The 16,514-nt window shown below is 32.7% G+C and carries 20 protein-coding genes and 1 pseudogene; 3 read left to right on the top strand and 18 right to left on the bottom strand.

Annotated elements, in window-relative coordinates:
* Positions 1-95: 95 nt before the first annotated feature.
* Positions 96-2,600, bottom strand: a complete 2,505-nt coding sequence (locus tag ACUXEY_RS16625; RefSeq protein WP_461301154.1) for a transglycosylase domain-containing protein — start codon at positions 2,598-2,600, stop codon at positions 96-98.
* 473 nt (positions 2,601-3,073) lie between these two features.
* On the opposite strand from ACUXEY_RS16625, the gene ACUXEY_RS16620 reads away from it, so the two are divergent.
* Positions 3,074-3,280: a KTSC domain-containing protein gene (locus tag ACUXEY_RS16620; protein ID WP_166704329.1), complete on the top strand. Its 207-nt coding sequence runs from the start codon at positions 3,074-3,076 to the stop codon at positions 3,278-3,280.
* Positions 3,281-3,343: 63 nt separating this feature from the next.
* Here ACUXEY_RS16620 and ACUXEY_RS16615 read toward each other — a convergent pair whose 3' ends face one another.
* From ACUXEY_RS16615 to ACUXEY_RS16595, 5 genes are all read right to left on the bottom strand, one after another.
* The gene (locus tag ACUXEY_RS16615) at positions 3,344-3,556 is read right to left on the bottom strand and encodes a YqaE/Pmp3 family membrane protein (RefSeq protein ID WP_166704328.1); all 213 of its coding nucleotides are present in this window, start codon (positions 3,554-3,556) and stop codon (positions 3,344-3,346) included.
* Positions 3,557-3,760: 204 nt separating this feature from the next.
* On the bottom strand, positions 3,761-4,426 hold the full coding sequence (locus ACUXEY_RS16610) for a DUF6944 family repetitive protein (RefSeq protein ID WP_461301153.1): 666 nt from the start codon (positions 4,424-4,426) through the stop codon (positions 3,761-3,763).
* 185 nt (positions 4,427-4,611) lie between these two features.
* Entirely contained in the window at positions 4,612-5,340 is a 729-nt protein-coding gene (locus tag ACUXEY_RS16605; RefSeq protein ID WP_461301176.1) for an SDR family oxidoreductase, read from the bottom strand.
* Between the two features lie 111 nt (positions 5,341-5,451).
* The gene (locus ACUXEY_RS16600; RefSeq protein WP_461301152.1) at positions 5,452-5,652 is read right to left on the bottom strand and encodes a hypothetical protein; all 201 of its coding nucleotides are present in this window, start codon (positions 5,650-5,652) and stop codon (positions 5,452-5,454) included.
* 41 nt (positions 5,653-5,693) lie between these two features.
* A complete protein-coding gene (locus tag ACUXEY_RS16595; RefSeq protein WP_166689182.1) occupies positions 5,694-6,029 on the bottom strand; it encodes a hypothetical protein in 336 nt (111 codons plus the stop codon).
* Positions 6,030-6,237: 208 nt separating this feature from the next.
* Here ACUXEY_RS16595 and gerPF point away from each other — a divergent pair, with 208 nt between their 5' ends.
* Positions 6,238-6,453: a spore germination protein GerPF gene (gene gerPF, locus ACUXEY_RS16590; protein WP_001141565.1), complete on the top strand. Its 216-nt coding sequence runs from the start codon at positions 6,238-6,240 to the stop codon at positions 6,451-6,453.
* Positions 6,454-6,668: 215 nt separating this feature from the next.
* On the opposite strand, the gene ACUXEY_RS16585 is transcribed toward gerPF, so the two are convergent.
* The 5 genes and pseudogenes from ACUXEY_RS16585 to ACUXEY_RS16565 all read right to left on the bottom strand — a co-directional run bounded on the left by ACUXEY_RS16585 (position 6,669) and on the right by ACUXEY_RS16565 (position 10,977).
* Positions 6,669-7,004, bottom strand: coding sequence for a YolD-like family protein (locus tag ACUXEY_RS16585; protein WP_461301151.1), 336 nt, complete (start codon positions 7,002-7,004; stop codon positions 6,669-6,671).
* Positions 7,005-7,408: 404 nt separating this feature from the next.
* Positions 7,409-7,815 (bottom strand): annotated as a pseudogene (locus ACUXEY_RS16580) (hypothetical protein).
* A gap of 386 nt (positions 7,816-8,201) precedes the next feature.
* A complete protein-coding gene (locus ACUXEY_RS16575; RefSeq protein ID WP_461301150.1) occupies positions 8,202-8,423 on the bottom strand; it encodes a hypothetical protein in 222 nt (73 codons plus the stop codon).
* A 494-nt stretch (positions 8,424-8,917) separates the two neighbouring features.
* Positions 8,918-9,769, bottom strand: coding sequence for a peptidylprolyl isomerase PrsA (locus ACUXEY_RS16570; protein ID WP_461301149.1), 852 nt, complete (start codon positions 9,767-9,769; stop codon positions 8,918-8,920).
* A gap of 194 nt (positions 9,770-9,963) precedes the next feature.
* Positions 9,964-10,977, bottom strand: coding sequence for a glycoside hydrolase family 25 protein (locus ACUXEY_RS16565; protein WP_461301148.1), 1,014 nt, complete (start codon positions 10,975-10,977; stop codon positions 9,964-9,966).
* A gap of 279 nt (positions 10,978-11,256) precedes the next feature.
* Between ACUXEY_RS16565 and ACUXEY_RS16560 the strand changes: the two genes are divergently transcribed.
* On the top strand, positions 11,257-11,451 hold the full coding sequence (locus ACUXEY_RS16560; protein ID WP_098345735.1) for a hypothetical protein: 195 nt from the start codon (positions 11,257-11,259) through the stop codon (positions 11,449-11,451).
* A gap of 837 nt (positions 11,452-12,288) precedes the next feature.
* On the opposite strand, the gene ACUXEY_RS16555 is transcribed toward ACUXEY_RS16560, so the two are convergent.
* The 7 genes from ACUXEY_RS16555 to ACUXEY_RS16525 all read right to left on the bottom strand — a co-directional run bounded on the left by ACUXEY_RS16555 (position 12,289) and on the right by ACUXEY_RS16525 (position 16,506).
* A complete protein-coding gene (locus ACUXEY_RS16555; RefSeq protein WP_166704359.1) occupies positions 12,289-12,900 on the bottom strand; it encodes a complement C1q domain-containing protein in 612 nt (203 codons plus the stop codon).
* A 106-nt stretch (positions 12,901-13,006) separates the two neighbouring features.
* Positions 13,007-13,543 (bottom strand): C1q-like domain-containing protein, encoded by a 537-nt coding sequence (locus ACUXEY_RS16550; RefSeq protein WP_461301147.1) that lies wholly within the window; start codon positions 13,541-13,543, stop codon positions 13,007-13,009.
* A gap of 245 nt (positions 13,544-13,788) precedes the next feature.
* Complete coding sequence (locus ACUXEY_RS16545; RefSeq protein WP_166704319.1) at positions 13,789-14,100, bottom strand: hypothetical protein; 312 nt, start codon at positions 14,098-14,100, stop codon at positions 13,789-13,791.
* Positions 14,082-15,104 (bottom strand): anti-sigma factor, encoded by a 1,023-nt coding sequence (locus ACUXEY_RS16540; protein WP_461301146.1) that lies wholly within the window; start codon positions 15,102-15,104, stop codon positions 14,082-14,084. The genes ACUXEY_RS16545 and ACUXEY_RS16540 overlap by 19 nt, the downstream gene beginning before the upstream one ends.
* Positions 15,094-15,594 (bottom strand): sigma-70 family RNA polymerase sigma factor, encoded by a 501-nt coding sequence (locus tag ACUXEY_RS16535; RefSeq protein WP_063223407.1) that lies wholly within the window; start codon positions 15,592-15,594, stop codon positions 15,094-15,096. The genes ACUXEY_RS16540 and ACUXEY_RS16535 overlap by 11 nt, the downstream gene beginning before the upstream one ends.
* A gap of 162 nt (positions 15,595-15,756) precedes the next feature.
* On the bottom strand, positions 15,757-15,912 hold the full coding sequence (locus ACUXEY_RS16530; protein ID WP_461301175.1) for an IS66 family transposase: 156 nt from the start codon (positions 15,910-15,912) through the stop codon (positions 15,757-15,759).
* Positions 15,913-16,254: 342 nt separating this feature from the next.
* The gene (locus ACUXEY_RS16525) at positions 16,255-16,506 is read right to left on the bottom strand and encodes a DUF3947 family protein (protein ID WP_063223408.1); all 252 of its coding nucleotides are present in this window, start codon (positions 16,504-16,506) and stop codon (positions 16,255-16,257) included.
* Between the last annotated feature and the right edge of the window lie 8 nt (positions 16,507-16,514).

Raw genomic sequence — 16,514 nt, 5'->3', positions numbered from 1 at the left:
TTTCTATGGTACTTTTAACATTTAAACGAAAAAAGCACTTAAGAATGTAATGTATACAAATCTTAAGTGCTTTTTAATATTTTTATAAATTTTTCTTACTGCCCATTATTAGCAGGGGTCTCTCCTGCATTCCCGCCAGTATTTGGTTCTGTGGTCGCTGGTGGAGTTGTATTTCCTTGACCTCCTCCGTTATTTGCTGGAGGTGTTGTTCCTTGGCCTCCTCCATTATTCGCTGGAGGTGTTGTATTTCCTTGGCCTCCTCCATTATTCGCTGGAGGTGTTGTATTTCCTTGGCCTCCTCCATTATTCGCTGGAGGTGTTGTATTTCCTTGGCCTCCTCCGTTATTTGCTGGAGGTGTTGTTCCTTGGCCATTTCCATTATTTTGTTCATTTTGTTTCTTTTCTTCTTCTTGTTTCTTTTGCTCTTCTAGTTTCTTTTGTTCTTCTTGCTTCTTCAGTTCCTCTTGTTTCTTTTCTTCTTCTTGTTTTTTAAGTTCTTCTTGTTTCTTTAATTCTTCTTGCTTTTTCTCTTCTTCAGTTTTTTGCTGTTGATCTTGTTTTGGTTTTTCCGTTGTATCCGGTACGCTCGTATTTGGAGAAGAATCACGTTTTTCCCCTTTTATACGCAGCTCACTACCTTCTTGAATTACACTACTTGGCATTTTAAATCTTGATTTATCTGTAGCCATCTCGCTCATCATTTCTTTAAAGATCAATTGTGCAATTTTCGTATTTTTACTACTAATATACTCGTCTTTACCATCTTTCATATACCCAGTCCATACTGCCATCGTATATTGCGGCGTATAACCTGCAAACCAACTATCACGAGTTGCACTTTCTGGAATATTAAATTTCGCTAATTGTTTTGAATCATAGTTTGTTGTACCCGTTTTACCAGCTACATCTAAAGAACTAATATTTGCCGCTGTACCAGTACCTGATGTCACTACTGAGCGAAGCATATCAGTAATCATATATGCTGTAGAATCAGCAATAACTTGTTTTGGTTTTTGTCCAAAACTTTGTGACTTGCCGTCTGGATAAACTACTTTCTTAACAAAGTGCGGTTTCGTATACTTTCCACCATTACCAAATGTCGCATAAGCACCCGCTATTTCAGTTGGTGATACTTCGTTTGTACCAATAGCTGTAGATTCTGCCGGCGGTTTATTAAATGTAATACCTAATTTCTCAGAGAATTCCTTTGATTTATTAAGTCCTACTTCTTTTGCAGTTTTAACTGCTGGAACGTTACGTGACATTTTTAACGCTTCACGCATAGTAATTGGGCCTAAATGACTTCTGTCCGCATTTCGAAGTTCTTGTCCCGTTGAATATTTAAATGGAGAATCATCAATTTGATGATACGTAGCCCATTTTAAGTATTCAATTGCAGGACCGTAATCAAAGATTGGCTTCATCGTTGAACCAGCTGCACGATCTAATTCAATTGCCATATTATGCCCTTTAAATACTGCTTTATTTTCACCGCGCCCACTACCTATAGCACGAACCTCGCCTGTTTTCGTATCCATAAATGTGAAAGCACCTTGGAATTTATCATTTGGATAATTAATAATATTTTCATCTAATATTCTATCAGCAGCATTCTGTGCATCTTTATCTAAAGTTGTATAAATTTCTAAACCGTCAGAACCAATGTTAGCATCTGGCAATTCTTTTTCTACTTCTTTCACAACTGCATCCATAAATGCAGGATATGGCATTGCTTGTACAGTTGCAGTTTTAAGTCCATCTGTTACTTTAACTTTCGAAGCTTCTTCCATTTCTGCTTTCGTAATATAACCATGTCGATTCATTAATTTTAGTACAACATCTCTTCTTTCTGTTGCTCTTTGAATATTGTCCGTTTTCGTTGGATCATAGTTATTCGGTGCTTTCGGTAAACCTGCAAGCATCGCAACTTCTGGTAATGTTAACTCTTTTAATTCTTTACCATAGTAGTTTTGTGCTGCTGTTGCGATACCATATGAACGGTTTCCTAAATTAATTTTATTTAAATACATTTCTAAAATTTCATGTTTTGAATATTGTTGTTCTAGCTTATACGCTAAATATATTTCCTGAACTTTACGTTTTGATGTTTTTTCCATCGATAAGAAGTAGTTTTTAATAACCTGCTGCGTTATTGTACTTCCACCCTGTGAACCGTAATCTCCTTTAAGACTCACCAACACAGCACGGGCAGTACCTTTGAAGTCTACTCCGCTATGCTCATAAAAACGTGCATCTTCTGTTGCTAAAAATGCATTTTCTACTAATTTAGGAATTTGATCATACGTAACATTCGTCCGTTTCTCTTTCCCGTATTCATATACCAAATCGCCATTTTTATCATAAATTTTTGAGGATAATGGATTAACAAGTTTTGCTTTCTCAAGTTTTGGTGCGTCCTTAATCATTACGAAGAAGGTAGCAACCCCTGCCACTAAACCAACAATACCAAGTAATAAGCAAGTAATTAAAAACTTACGAAAGAACGATGTTTTTCCTTTTGGTTTTTGTGTTTTAGAAGCTGGCTGTTTTTTCTTTTTAACTTGTCGTCGCTCCTCTCGAGAACGATAATTTTCTGACATGTTACTTTCTCCTGCCTTTCAATTCTCCCGTTGATTTACTTAAAAATATTGAGGTCAATATACTTTCTAAACTAAAGTTAATTAAGAAAGTATATTGACCTGGAGCATTCAATATTTTCCTAATTCACAGATTATAAATTTTAGAATACTTCTTATACAAACTATTTTCACTTCTATTTTTCCTAATAATGCCGCCCCTTTAAGCATAGAATGTAAAAAGTGAATTTTTATACCTCGTATAAATAATATACCTTTTTTTCAAATGGTCAATATTTTCTTATTTATAAATCAAAGGTGAAATAAAAATAGCACAACGATATGTACTTCGTGTGAACTTCCTTATTATTACGTATAACAAATATTTAATATATTGCATATAAGTATAATACTTCTTTAATTATAAGGATTTCAACACCACAAACTCAACATCTACAAGAAATAATAAAAAATGAAAAGTGAGGAGTTGCGAAATAATGGAGCTATCTCCCGTGATTTCAAAAAATTTAGTTGCTGTTGGTTATAATCCATTTTCTATGATTTTGCGTATTCAATTAAAGAATGGAATGTATGATTTCTTTAACGTGCCTGAAAACATTTACACCGGTTTATTAAACGCACAATCTAAAACTAATTATCACAATACTTATATTAAAAATTCTTTCCGCTATACTAAAATTTAAACTTAAACAAAATGAAAAAAGAAAGGAGGTAATCCCCCTTTCTTTTTTCATTTCACGACTCAACTATCTTCTATTTCTCTTATTCATTTCATCATATGCTTGAATTTGTTTTTTTAATCGCCGATCCGCTTTTTGATCATGTACAACTAATATCGCATGTATAACGCCTGGAACCCAAAAAATTAATGTTAATATGAAGTTAATTATTGCTTGAAATGGTTTTCCACAAAATAATACGGCTACAGGTGGAAGAAGAATTGCCAACAAATACATCATCTCTTGAAAACTCCTTGCTTTGTATTTTTAATCTCTCTTCTATTTAACGCTAATAAAACCATTTTTTCGCATTTTTATTTTTCATTTGCCACTACTATCTTTTTTACTGCTATATATTCTATTCTAATACAAAAAAACCTACTACTTCAACTTTTCTACTTATGTAAAATTGAAATTTTACACATCTCCTTTATATGAACAATTTCATATAATTATTTTTTCTAACCTTTCTTCTTTCTCTATTAAAGTTAGTCCAATAGCAGAAATAGCCGTTCCTATCGCTTGTATCCAAACACCAATGAGTGCTATTATTCTCTCATTTTTCTTATCAACCGTACTGTCCTCCTTTTCAATTTCGTTATTTGATATATTAATAATACCTTGATATGCTTGAAGTCCAGCACCTAAACTTTGCAGAGAATTACCTAATATTATAATTCTCTGTACTGCTTTCATCTCAAGCAAAGCCGCTTCCACTCCTAAAAGTGCACCAATCGATTGTAAACTGTTCCCGACAATTATAAGATAATCATTTTCTTTCAATTGCTCATTTATATTAAAATACGTTCCTATTACATTTGATATATTCCCTAATGCTAATAACTCAATGCCCGTTTTATCAAGCATTTCACTTTTATTTTTCAAACACGTATTTTGATTCTCTCTGTCACTGTCACCTTCATCTTCAGTTTCATTACTCGCTATAATTTGCAATATATATCCGAGGGCTTGTAATGAGCTTCCTACAATTACAAGATTTGATTCAACTTTCTCTTCTCCGATAAATCCTCTTGTCGTCCCAATTGCCGCTGTAAGATTTCCGCCTACTTGAAACCATGCTCCTGTCACTTTTAAACCGCTTGGGTTCATTTTTATCACCTATTTAGAAATTTTCTACTACTTTTGAAATACAGAAATGGCATCCTTTAACTCATATTTATTTTCTATATGTAATTTTGTGCATTCAATAATGTGCTAATCATACAAAAAAGCACCTTATAGGTACTTTTTAGACAAAGTGTGCAGTACTAAAAATATGCCATTTCAATTTATATTTACATACATTCTGGACATGTCAATGAAGCTCCATTTTTATCTATTGTTATATTCAATATATATTGAATGGCATGATGGGACCACATTTCAGGTGTGGGTGAATCGTTTACATACTGCGGTGCACACGAATACAGCATCGGGGTACTAATACTTCCACCCGGGTCTAAAGCAACAACAGCCATACCATAAGGCAATTCCAGTGCCAAAGATTTCGTGATGCCTTCAATTGCAAACTTTGAGGCACAATATGGCGCAAGCTCAGCTTCTCCTTCTCTCCCCCAACTAGAACTCATATTAATAATCATTCCTTCTTTCCTAGCTATCATTGCTGGGACAAATGCTCTTATTACATTTACTACACCGTTTACGTTTACATTCATTACATTTTCGAATTCTTGAGCAGTTACTTTCCAGAGTGGCGCATTTTTATTAACAATCGATGCATTATTTATTAACAGATCAGGTGCTCTATTTCTATGAAGTATATAATTTGCCCAATCGCTTACTTGCTGAGAATCTGAAACATCAATTATTTGAAAGTCATGTGTATTACCGTAATATTTTTTCAATTCTTCAATTTTATCTTTTGAACGTCCACAGCCATATATATTCCATCCCAATTCATGAAATCGATCAACCATTGCACGACCTAACCCTTGCGTCACTCCTGTAATAATTACACTTTTCCCACTGTTATTTCGTTTCAAGCCTCTCTCCTCCTTTACAATATTTTATTATCTTCTTTTTTATTCAGCCAATTACTAAAGTATCAACTCATTTCATACTTTAGAAGGAGTTTTTATATAAGCAAAAAGAGTAACGATAACGGTTACTCTTTTTTATGTATCAAAAAATTCATTATTTATTTCGTTATTGTTTTTAAATTTCAGCTTCTCTTTCCCGCATTTCTTACAACGATACACATAAGCTATACCTAGCTTACCACTTTTAAAATCTTCATTATCCTGCATCTTAATAAAAATATATTTATGTTTACAATGAGTTTCATTCAAAAAATTTTCAAACCATTTTTTCAACATAGAACAGTTCACCTCTATGAAAGAATCTTCACTTAATCTGATTACATACTTTTCTTTAAATTCTCAATCTCATGCTGCAACTTTTTAAATTGCTCAAAATGCATAGTAATAGATTGACTGTTACCATACTCAACACTATGCTTCACAAATAAAACACCAGTGTCATGAAAAATTGCTTCCAGTTCTTTTCTGATGGATACTTTCATTATATGTGCTGTTTTAATGACAGATAAAATTGCAATTTCATTAAACTTTAATTTTATTTCATTTGGACAAAATGCTTCTTCAACCAATATAACTTCATTGCTATAAATTAGTGCAACAAGATTACTTGATTTTGCATCTGTTAAATCTACTTTTTTTATAACATTATTCATTACATTTTGCCTCCTTTTATTTCACATATATTAATTATACAATTCTCCCAAAAAGTTAATCGACCATACATTAATTTTAACATACTTTTATTGTAGGATTAAGCTACACTTCAAACGATTTACTATTCCACAATTTTGTTACATGAACCATTTGGACTATACGGCCATATAGTAGTGTTAACAAATGATTGTAAAGTGGGTGAAAACTATGCCCTCAGTTGTAGGGAATTTAGTTGTACAAAATAGTAACGGTTCATTTAACTTAGGTGATTTCTACAACGTTTCTCCGAAAGAAAATACGAAGGCTTATAATGGATCTGGTGCTTCAAACGTCGGTTTTGTTGTTAATACTTTTAATGGCGTGAGCGCGACTAATACGTTTGATTCTGACCTTGCAGATCAAAACCAAGTAGGTACAGCCTAATGCTATTTTTTTATCGTTCTGTTTAGAAATTTTGAATTTGTCTATACTATAATCAGGCTGTTACACAGCTATTATTGATTTTTGGAGTACCCTATCTTTTTCTCCCTTTCCCTGGGGCTTAGCAGCTAGTCTGAAGCTAGCTGCTTTTTCGTTTCATTATTTCTATCCCTCATCTAACAAAAATAAAAAAGCTAAAACTTAAATTTCAGCTTCCTTTATGTTAGTTCAATAATATCCGCAGCATTAAATACGTATGTTTTATAAAAAGCGTCAGTACATATTACAATGCGCTTTAGCGGGTTTATATGTACAACTGTCATATAGCTTGTTAGTATGTATCCATCTTCAAAATATGTCACTAATATTTCTTTCTCAGACAATAACGACGTTAATAATTTATCTGAAATGTTCTCTTTCGCTTCGTTTGTTAAAAGCGGTTTTTGTACTTTAAACTTTTCCCCAACAACCTTTCGCATACTTAACAACTGTTCCGACATTACTGTAAATGGAACCCATTCTCTTTCTTCTTTTTGCACCTTTACATTATTCATTTCTTAATCTCCTTGATCATTTATCCATTTGATTTCATACATATTGTTCTTCGATTATTCTTTCATAATTGCTTGGCTCATATTTACCCCACATTAATAGACAGTAAAGCTCATACCTCAATAATCGCTACAGGCGAGGAAAGTAAATTGAAAATCAACTGTCCGTAAATAATGTTTCGCGTTCTTTCTAAATCGTATACTACCCACAACACAAGAACATTCGTTCTAATTATACACGAACCTACGTTCTTTTGAAATGATTTAAATTATATTTTTATCCATCATTATTTTTTCTTCATCAAATGAGCTTTTCACTTCTTATTTAATAGGACGTCCAAATATCAACAAAAAAACGACTTCATACAAGTTGAAGTCGCTTTTTCTCATAACATATATTTCTATATTTATTTTTCTATTGTGACAAGAGTTCTTTCCGGAATACAAATCCCATCTACATTGAAATGATTTATTTTTAATTTTAACTCTCCCACTCGTTCTTTATCTTCATCACCACCCCAACAACTGAATAATTCAAAATAGTCCCCTTCATTTAAATAGCCTTCCATAATCGAGCATAAAGCTAATAGCTTTTTTTAGCTTCTCTCTTCTCCCTTTCACTTTGCCACTCATCAAGCTCAATGCCCCAACTCGTTGAAACTTCATACGTGTAACTTGTTTGAAATTGAAACTCTTGTACAATTCCACGCATACTTTCATCTGAAAAGCACGATCCAAAAACAATTACATCATTAGAATCTGGATCTGTTAACGGAATTTCTACATTGCACCCTATATAACTTGCTAAACTCATTTTTACTCCTCCAATATTTTTATAAAAAAACAATATATATGAACGTTTATCTACTCAAATATAAAATCCCTGCCTAAACCAAAAAGTTTTACTTTTCGAGTTTATTAACCATCTATAAAAGCAAGCATATATTATACAGAACGAACTCACAAAACTTCTATGAAAAGAGAGCAATTTAAACACTCTCTTTTCGTACATACTGTATAAGACTATCTATAAAGTGAAACTTTAATCAGTGGGGATTTTCTTCATCCCCCACTGATTATTAGTTGAACCAATCGGACTTTTATGGGCAGTTGATCCCCCACATAAATTCTTTGCTTTCGCTGAATTGTGAGGTGGGGGTCTTACTGCCCATTAAAGTGGGATAAATAATTCCATCTAAATTATTCAATATATTTTGGTTGTACTATTATATGTAACTCCCTCTCTGTTACTGCTTTTTTAGGGTTACGAAAATACTCTAATTCGTATTTTAATACTTCATACTCAACCATCCCGATCTTAATCCCTTTCGTTTCTTTTAAAATCGCTAATAAGTTACTTATATCTTCATCATACGATTCAAAAATTTTCCCTGCACCTTCTCTTTGAAAGATTACTTTCACATGTTCTCCTCCTACGTAATATATTTATCTATTCAATAATCCATGTAACAATGTTCATTCTTCCTCTGAAAATTCCATACTAAAAAGAACATCCATTTTAATAGAATGCTCTACTTCCCCCTTCATTTAGCATCAATATTATTGTATGTTTCATTCTGTAAATTATGTTTATCAACATCTATAAAGTAAAATTTAAATCAATTCAAGTTTTGTTCATTCCCAACTAATAATTAGCCCAAGCAAATGATACTGCCTACAAATAGTGGGATAAAAATAATAACTTTGCTTTATATTTAATAAAATTAATCAAACAAAACATTATAATATCAACATTTTATGAAGTAATGATTATTCCACCTTTAAAATATTACATATATTCCCATTGTAATTCTTAATATTTATATGTAATATTGTATTGTCTTACTATCTATTTATAACTCACACACTAACTAGAAAAGGGAACCTATAAAGGTTCCCTTTTCTAATTGCAGTCATTATTTCTTTTCTAGAAATTCAAATGTATTTTTAAATTCTTTATCATTCACCTTAATATCAGCATCTTTCAATAAATCATTGACTACTTGTTGCTTCCATTTACCTGTCGTGTCTTGTAGTCTTTGCTGTTCTAAATCTTTACGAATATCATCTTTCACTTCATCAAATGGCTTCAATTCTTTTTTATCTGTCACTTTAATAATATGGTAACCGTAAGTTGTTTTTACCGGATCACTTACTTGTCCTGCATCTAATTTATATGCAGCTTCCTCAAATTCTTTCACCGTTTGCCCTGGAGCAAAACCAGCTATTTCTCCGCCTTGTTCTTTTGAACCAGTATCCTCTGAGTATTGCTTCGCTAGAGCCGCAAAGTCTTCACCATTATTTACTTTCTCTTTCACTTCTTTAGCAGTCTTTTCATCTTTCACTAAAATGTGACTTACTTTCAGTTCTGGCTTATAGTTATCTTTGACATCTTTTTCTGTGACAGTAGCTTTAATCGCTTTTTCAAATGCAATTTCTGGCTTCATTTTCTCTTTTAATTCATCTTCATTTTTCAATCCAACTTGCTCTAGAGTCGATTTGAAGTTGTCTCCCATTTTATCTTTTGCTTCTTCTACTTGTTTTTTTGCTTCTTCATCTGAAACTTTATATTTATCTAGCAATGCCTTACTTAACACCATTTGATATAAAGTACTTTCCCCATATTTTTGTCTTAACTCTTTACTTAACTCTTTCTCTGTAACATTTCCTACTTTTGATGTTACTACGTTGCCTGAGGAACCACATGCAGATAATGCCAATACTACGCATGAAATAATCGTCCCTAAAAATAGCTTTTTCTTTTTCAATTCAAAATACCTCACTTTTATTATTATATAAGAATAACTATACAGTATTGTTGTGTATACAATGTGTTTTCTACATGTAATTCATTTCATTTGAATAAACTATGTATCATGTACTTTTTGTTCAAATATTAAAGGTCATCTTACTATGTATGTGTAATATGACCCTTTACGTATTATTAAAAACAAGCAACTATTTATAGCAAATTAATAGTTACATGTTCTTCAAGTATCCAATTATTTTGCCCGATATCTATCGCATTTTTCGCTCTGCCCCACACACGAAAAGATTTCGATCCATCTATACTCCCTTTATTATTTATACATTCAGGCTCTGCATAATAGTTAACTCCATACCCAACGGGATATTTTGAAGATGCATAAAACCATTTCACATCAAAATATTTCACATATACCCATTGTTTATCATTGCCTAAGCAAATCATATCTTTATCTGTGCCTCCCCAATAACCATGTAAGACTACATATGGAGTTTTTGGAGTTATTATACCTGTAAACCGTGGATTTGCAGGATTTTCATATACGTTTATACCATATCCATCAGGATATTTGGAAACTGCAATACCTATACCGTTTGATTGCTGTGCATCCTCTTTGCCGGATTGAATAGATTGATTTATTCGATCAAAACCTATAAACCAAGAAAGCGACTTATTTCCTATTAATTGGTTTAAATCACATTTCCCAATACCCGGAACATTTCCCGAATCAGTATATTGCCAAATATCACACGGATATGCTGGCTTATTTCCTCCATAACGAGGTACCCATACAAAGTCTACTTCAATATTACGCGCTCCAAATGATACATACGTATGATGCCCCACATATAAGCCTATTTTTTTCGCACCTAGACGGCGTAATTCGTCTATATACGCTTGTGTCCCTCCTTGCATATCCATCATCGTTTGAATTTCTACGTCTACCACCCAAAACTTAGCAGATTTATCGCCACGATTCCAAAAATCTTGTGCCTCTTTCCTTGCATCAGCAATAGATATAAAGCGACAAAATGCATAATTACCAAATGGGATACTACGTTTCTTCATTTCATTCACATAATTTTGATACATATAATCTACCGTATTCGAACCATCTTGAACTCTAGCAATAACTAAATCTAGCTGAGATGCTGCAATATCCCAATTAATCGTTCCATTCCATTTTGAGATATCGATAATATACCCCAATACAATTCATCTCCTTTTTATTATTATATTCAAAGCTAGTTTTAGCGAAAGCTCCTTATGCCTAACTAGCTATCTATAATATAAATAGGGGGAATCTATATTTTTTTAAAAATATACAATCTTTTAATTACGTTTCTACTAGTTTTTCATAATCTGATCACACTATAAAACTCCATATCATTATCAACTCAACTAAAAATTTCATATTATATATTCATACGCCTTTACAAATTAAATAAAAAAAGCAGTATACAATACTGCGTATTAGGAGCTGATTTCATGGAAAAAAAACCTATCGTGGTCAAAGTTCCACCAAATTCAAAACTAAAAATTACATTTTTCGGCCCTTGTAACGAGGTAATTACAAATATTTCTATAATTAATCAACTTTCCACACCTAAATGTCAAACTATTACGCAATATCCAGACTATAAGAAATACGAAACAGAAGTGCGATTACTATCTGGTTGTTAATCTGTACTATTTAGTTAGCTAAACAACTTCGGTAAAGACCACAATTACTCATTTCATGATATTCCATTGATAATCTATTGATTTTTCACACGTTTTTATTAATTGAGCATATATTATCGTATGGAGATTATCCACTCATAAAACCTATCTTTCTTTAGAGCGTACCATTTGTGTATGCTCTTTTTTTATTTATCCCTCATCCTGTACATATAAGCCTGTTCACTTTTATATTTCACGTGTGATAAATCCACCTGCTCTTTATAAACAATTTAATCAAAGTGTACCGAGCAATACTCCTTTATTAATTTTACTTTCACTCCTCTGTTACATTAGTATATTTATTCAAACAGGATTCATCTAAAACATTTCCCTTCTAAATTGACCATAGATGTATTAAAATCTTTATATACTCAAGGAGGTCAAACATGTTCAAGTTGCATCCAATACTACTCATATTAGGATTTATTTTATTTTTATATAGTATAATTTCCTTACTATTATTCCTTTCCATACAATAACATTACCTACACAAACTTACGTTAAATATGTAATTTCTATATAGTAAAGAAAAAAACGTAAAATAACTAGCAATTGTACTGGTAAAGAACTTTCACCATCATGTTACTACTTTCGTTGTACTCTTTTTATTATCTGTAGAAAATCTAATACTCAAAATAAGATAGCTCTTTCACCCTTACTTCCTATCATCCGAAATGCTCCTGAAATAAACTACATTTAACCTGTTTACTTATATATTTTACAAAAAACAATAATAATCCCCTACCATTTGGTAAAGGGGATTCACTAAACCTACTGAAAATTATTTTATTCTCTTCATTATTTAATTGGAGACGGAAATCTTGCCGCTTCAAAATGAACCGTATTCAAACCATTCACATTTTGAACAATTACTCCAGCAACACTACTCTCAGCAAAAATTTCAACTGAATCTCCTGCTTCTAATTGAAGAATAGACGTTACTGAAACATCATTATTAAAAAATACCCCAGTCCCAAAGAAATCATTATCTATTGCTATTGCCGGATTTCCATTCACACGAATTTCAACTCTAGCTCTGTAATTTACATTAAAATCATTTGGAGAAAATGTTATATTCCCTAATACACTATATACCCCTTTCGTCTTCGGAATAAAAATAGACGTTGCTGGGTTAAATTCATTTGCTAGATCAAACTGTTCATTTTGAAATAATACTTTAACTGAAGTATTTTCAGGAACAGGTTGATTTATTGTATTAACAGCTCTAAATGCTGATGCCCTAACAAGTTTTTCTTTCTTATCATCACAACAATTCACTTTTACATACTTTCTATCACATTGACTATTTTTTCTAAAGCAATCATGATTTTTCTCTTTGTAATCTTTACAATACTTACAGTAATAATAAGACGTAGTAAGTCCCCCTTTAAACTTATTATTACATACTATGTAACATAGATAAGAATTGTTTGGACAAACTATTACTATTTTCAATAGAATAAAATATCCCCACCATTTTGGTGAGGATTATTCTTTATCTTCTCTGTACCCAACTTTATTTTATTGGAGAAGGGAATCTTGCCGCTTCAAAATGTGAACCGTCTTCTGAAGGACTTAAAACTCCGTCTATGCTACTTTGCGCATAAACCTCAACTTGATCTCCTTCATTCAATTGAATGATTGTCGAAACACTTACTACATTTCCAAAACTGATTGGACCGAAAAAGTCATTATCTATAGCTATTGCCGCGTTTCCATTCACACGAATTTCTACACGAGCTCTATAATTTAAGCTCGGATCGTTTGGAAAGAAACCAATTGTTCCAAGAATAGAGTAAACTCCTTTAGTCTTCGGCATAAAAATAGAAGTTGCAGGATCATACTCATTTGCTAAATCAAATTGTTCATTTTGGAACAATACCTTTACAAAAGTATTGGCAGGAACCGTTTGCTCCACCGTATTTCTAGCTCTAAATGCTGACGCCCTAACAAGCTTTTCCTTGTTGTCATTACACTTACTCGTATTATTACAACAATCATGCTGTTTCTTTTTATACTCTTTACAATACTTACAGTAGTTATAGCAAGACATACTAGTTCCCCTTTCATGCTTATTACTACATATTATGTAAGAGGGATCCGTAATGTTTGGACGAGCTATTGTTTTAGCACTAAACTTGTCGCCTATTTATATGTACGTGAGCGGAAAAGATATCCATAATAATACAACCTAGATGTATAGTGCACTCCATTCAAATTTAATGGATGCTTCTTTTATCTATTTTACTTTAAATACATAAAAAAAGAGCGAATCTACATTCGCTCTTTCCCACATATTTATGGCCCAAAACTTATCATCCAACCTAACATATATCCAAATATAGCAAACAGCAACATAAAAACAAATAAACTACATGCCCACAATGCATATTTTCGGCTTTTGCTTTTTGTGATCATACCTACAACTGAGCACACCACTCCAATACCAACTATTTGCAGAAAACCTTTACCTATAAATGTTTCTTGAATAAGCAATATAATGTTCAAATACAATAACGCTAGAAAGGCAATAATTAATGAAATAGTCCCCATCCACGTTTCCTGTTTATAAATATGATTCTTTCTTTTTTTTAAGAATGCCAATTCCATAATCTCGCTTCACCTACTTTCAATTTTCTAACTTTTTCGTGGCTCATCAATTTTTCAACTTCTGCTTTAGGTCCTGTTACAACTGCCCCATATGTTTTTACCCCATTTTTTTCAAGGAAAGAAATACGCTTTGACAACTCTAATACTTTCGCTCTAGATAGCTTCACTGCTAAATTTTCATGCTTCTGTAATGACTTTAACACATCAATAAATTGTTCCTCATGAGGTGAATCACTTACAAAAGCACCACTTGGCCTTGAAATCATATCTGCCGGAAAGCCAACCGGGGCAACATACATACCCTCGTCATTCATTTGCTTCTCCTCTAATCCTGTATTAACGGCATACCACACAATATCAATAGTAGGAAATATATTCGTTACCTCTTGTACACTTAATAATTCTCTAAAAGATACAAATGCTTCTACTACAGATTCTTGCGGAAGACCCTTTAATACCTGCGCTTCTTCGCTACTATTATAGGACGCATTATAATTATTAGGATGAGACAATACTTCGTTATCTATATACGGGATTTCTGGAATTTTTTCATCTGTTGTATATTCACGGCTTACTCTCGTTGCTCTACTAAATACATAATCTGTTTTCTCTTCTCCTATTCGAATATCTTTCTTCCCTACCCTTTTATACAAATCAAAATGCAATTGTAAACTAAGCGGTAACAATGATTGCTCCATGTCCCTATCTTTCAAAAATACATTTGGTTCTGTTACACTTAACGTTTGATTTACTACATTCCGTATCTCCATTGCGTTTGTAGGTGCAAATACATAGTATGCGAGTGTAGATATATACAATATAGGTTGAATAAGTAATAAAAAAGTAAATACAATTAAAACATTCGTAATACGCGCTCTTTTCTTTCCTATTTTCAACACTTGCTCCTGTTTTCCATCAGGAAGAGAAGCAGGCCTTTGCTGAAGAGCTTCTTGTAACAATTCTTTATAATCTTCTTGTTCGGAATGAGGTTTATCATTTGTCATTTTGACTCTTTTCCTCCTTTAACAATTGTTTTAATCTCTTTCTCCCGCGAAATATGTGACTTTTATACGTGTTTAACTTTAAATCTAATACAGAAGCACCCTCTTCGTACGTTAATTCATGTACATCACATAATAAAATAGCTTGCGCCTCTACCACCGGCAAAGTATGAATAATCTGAATTAGTTTTTCATAACTATTTTTTGCGACTACATACTCTTCTGTAGATTCACCTGCTTGAATTGCCTCTAATTCCTCCGTTCCTACAAAAGATACTTTTTTCTCTTTCCTAACAAAATCAATAAACGTATGATATGCCACTTTAAAAAGCCATGATTTTACCTTTTGGTTTTCATAGTCTTCTAGATAAAGATACGCCCGATAAAAAGTCTCCTGCATCAAGTCCTCCGCTACATGATGGCTACGAGAAAGGGAAAATAAATACCGGTACACATCGTTGATATAAATCTTATATATTTCTTCAATTTCCATCCCCCTCCTCCTTTCACATATAACACGAATAAGCGAGTTAAAAAGTTGCATTATTTTTCCTTTTTATATTTTTATTTATAAAAAAAGAAATAACTCTTATAAATCCCAATAACTATTTACAATTATAAACAAAATATAAGATGTTATGACTGTAAATATACTTCAAAGCCAGTAAAAAACGATTCGGATGTTTACCTGCTCTTGTAGGTTGATTGTCAAATGACAATCGTCCTGTCGATATAACCACAGATAGGACTTCTTTGTTGTATCTCGACCTTGTTCAAGTAAGACTTGGAAGTTTGTTTCGTCCGTATAAATAAATATTCATGTATCCTTTCATACAAAGCCATTAACCATCATGTGTCATGATTAGATAATTCCCATTCTTTCTTTAATCGGTATCTTCTTACAACAAAAACTCTACTTTTAGTATGTACGGAGATTATCTCATGGGTTATTTACAAATTATATGTGACGACTAATTGACGCTTACATATACACAATTTCATCTCGCCATTTGTGACAAACAAGGCTCACACCTCACAATTCGGCACATGCGAGAAAGTTAGGTGGGGACCTTGTTGCCCCCCGTATATGCCCGATTGGTAAGGCCTAATAATCGGTTTGGGATACTTGCCCCGAACTAATTAAACTTTCACTTTATAGGTTAAATACAGTTCCATATGGGATCGTAAGAAAAGAACTTCCATACGGTGTAATAGGTTGCACTGGATAAAAATACTCCATAGATGAATAATACGGCTGGATACCTTGTTGCTGCATTTGTATTTGTTGTTGCATTTGTAACGCTTGTTGAACAGCTTGAACTGTACTTTGTGCTCCGCTATACGTTATAGATGTACCATATGCTGGTCGCATACCCGCTTGAGAATAAAAATACGAATAAAACATTTTTTTCA

The sequence above is a fragment of the Bacillus sp. F9_6S_D1_P_5 genome, from assembly GCF_054823925.1.
The sequence above is the reverse complement of the archived record's forward strand: the minus strand, read 5'-3'. Positions and strand labels throughout refer to the sequence as shown.

Excerpts from the sequence above, each read along its gene's own strand:
- ACUXEY_RS16625 (WP_461301154.1), bottom strand. The coding sequence starts at position 2,600 with ATGTCAGAAAATTATCGTTCTCGAGAGGAGCGACGACAAGTTAAAAAG.
- ACUXEY_RS16620 (WP_166704329.1), top strand. The coding sequence starts at position 3,074 with ATGGAGCTATCTCCCGTGATTTCAAAAAATTTAGTTGCTGTTGGTTAT.
- ACUXEY_RS16615 (WP_166704328.1), bottom strand. The coding sequence starts at position 3,556 with ATGATGTATTTGTTGGCAATTCTTCTTCCACCTGTAGCCGTATTATTT.
- ACUXEY_RS16610 (WP_461301153.1), bottom strand. The coding sequence starts at position 4,426 with ATGAACCCAAGCGGTTTAAAAGTGACAGGAGCATGGTTTCAAGTAGGC.
- ACUXEY_RS16600 (WP_461301152.1), bottom strand. The coding sequence starts at position 5,652 with ATGTTGAAAAAATGGTTTGAAAATTTTTTGAATGAAACTCATTGTAAA.
- ACUXEY_RS16595 (WP_166689182.1), bottom strand. The coding sequence starts at position 6,029 with ATGAATAATGTTATAAAAAAAGTAGATTTAACAGATGCAAAATCAAGT.
- gerPF (WP_001141565.1), top strand. The coding sequence starts at position 6,238 with ATGCCCTCAGTTGTAGGGAATTTAGTTGTACAAAATAGTAACGGTTCA.
- ACUXEY_RS16585 (WP_461301151.1), bottom strand. The coding sequence starts at position 7,004 with ATGAATAATGTAAAGGTGCAAAAAGAAGAAAGAGAATGGGTTCCATTT.
- ACUXEY_RS16560 (WP_098345735.1), top strand. The coding sequence starts at position 11,257 with ATGGAAAAAAAACCTATCGTGGTCAAAGTTCCACCAAATTCAAAACTA.
- ACUXEY_RS16550 (WP_461301147.1), bottom strand. The coding sequence starts at position 13,543 with ATGTCTTGCTATAACTACTGTAAGTATTGTAAAGAGTATAAAAAGAAA.
- ACUXEY_RS16545 (WP_166704319.1), bottom strand. The coding sequence starts at position 14,100 with ATGGAATTGGCATTCTTAAAAAAAAGAAAGAATCATATTTATAAACAG.
- ACUXEY_RS16540 (WP_461301146.1), bottom strand. The coding sequence starts at position 15,104 with ATGACAAATGATAAACCTCATTCCGAACAAGAAGATTATAAAGAATTG.
- ACUXEY_RS16535 (WP_063223407.1), bottom strand. The coding sequence starts at position 15,594 with ATGGAAATTGAAGAAATATATAAGATTTATATCAACGATGTGTACCGG.
- ACUXEY_RS16525 (WP_063223408.1), bottom strand. The coding sequence starts at position 16,506 with ATGTTTTATTCGTATTTTTATTCTCAAGCGGGTATGCGACCAGCATAT.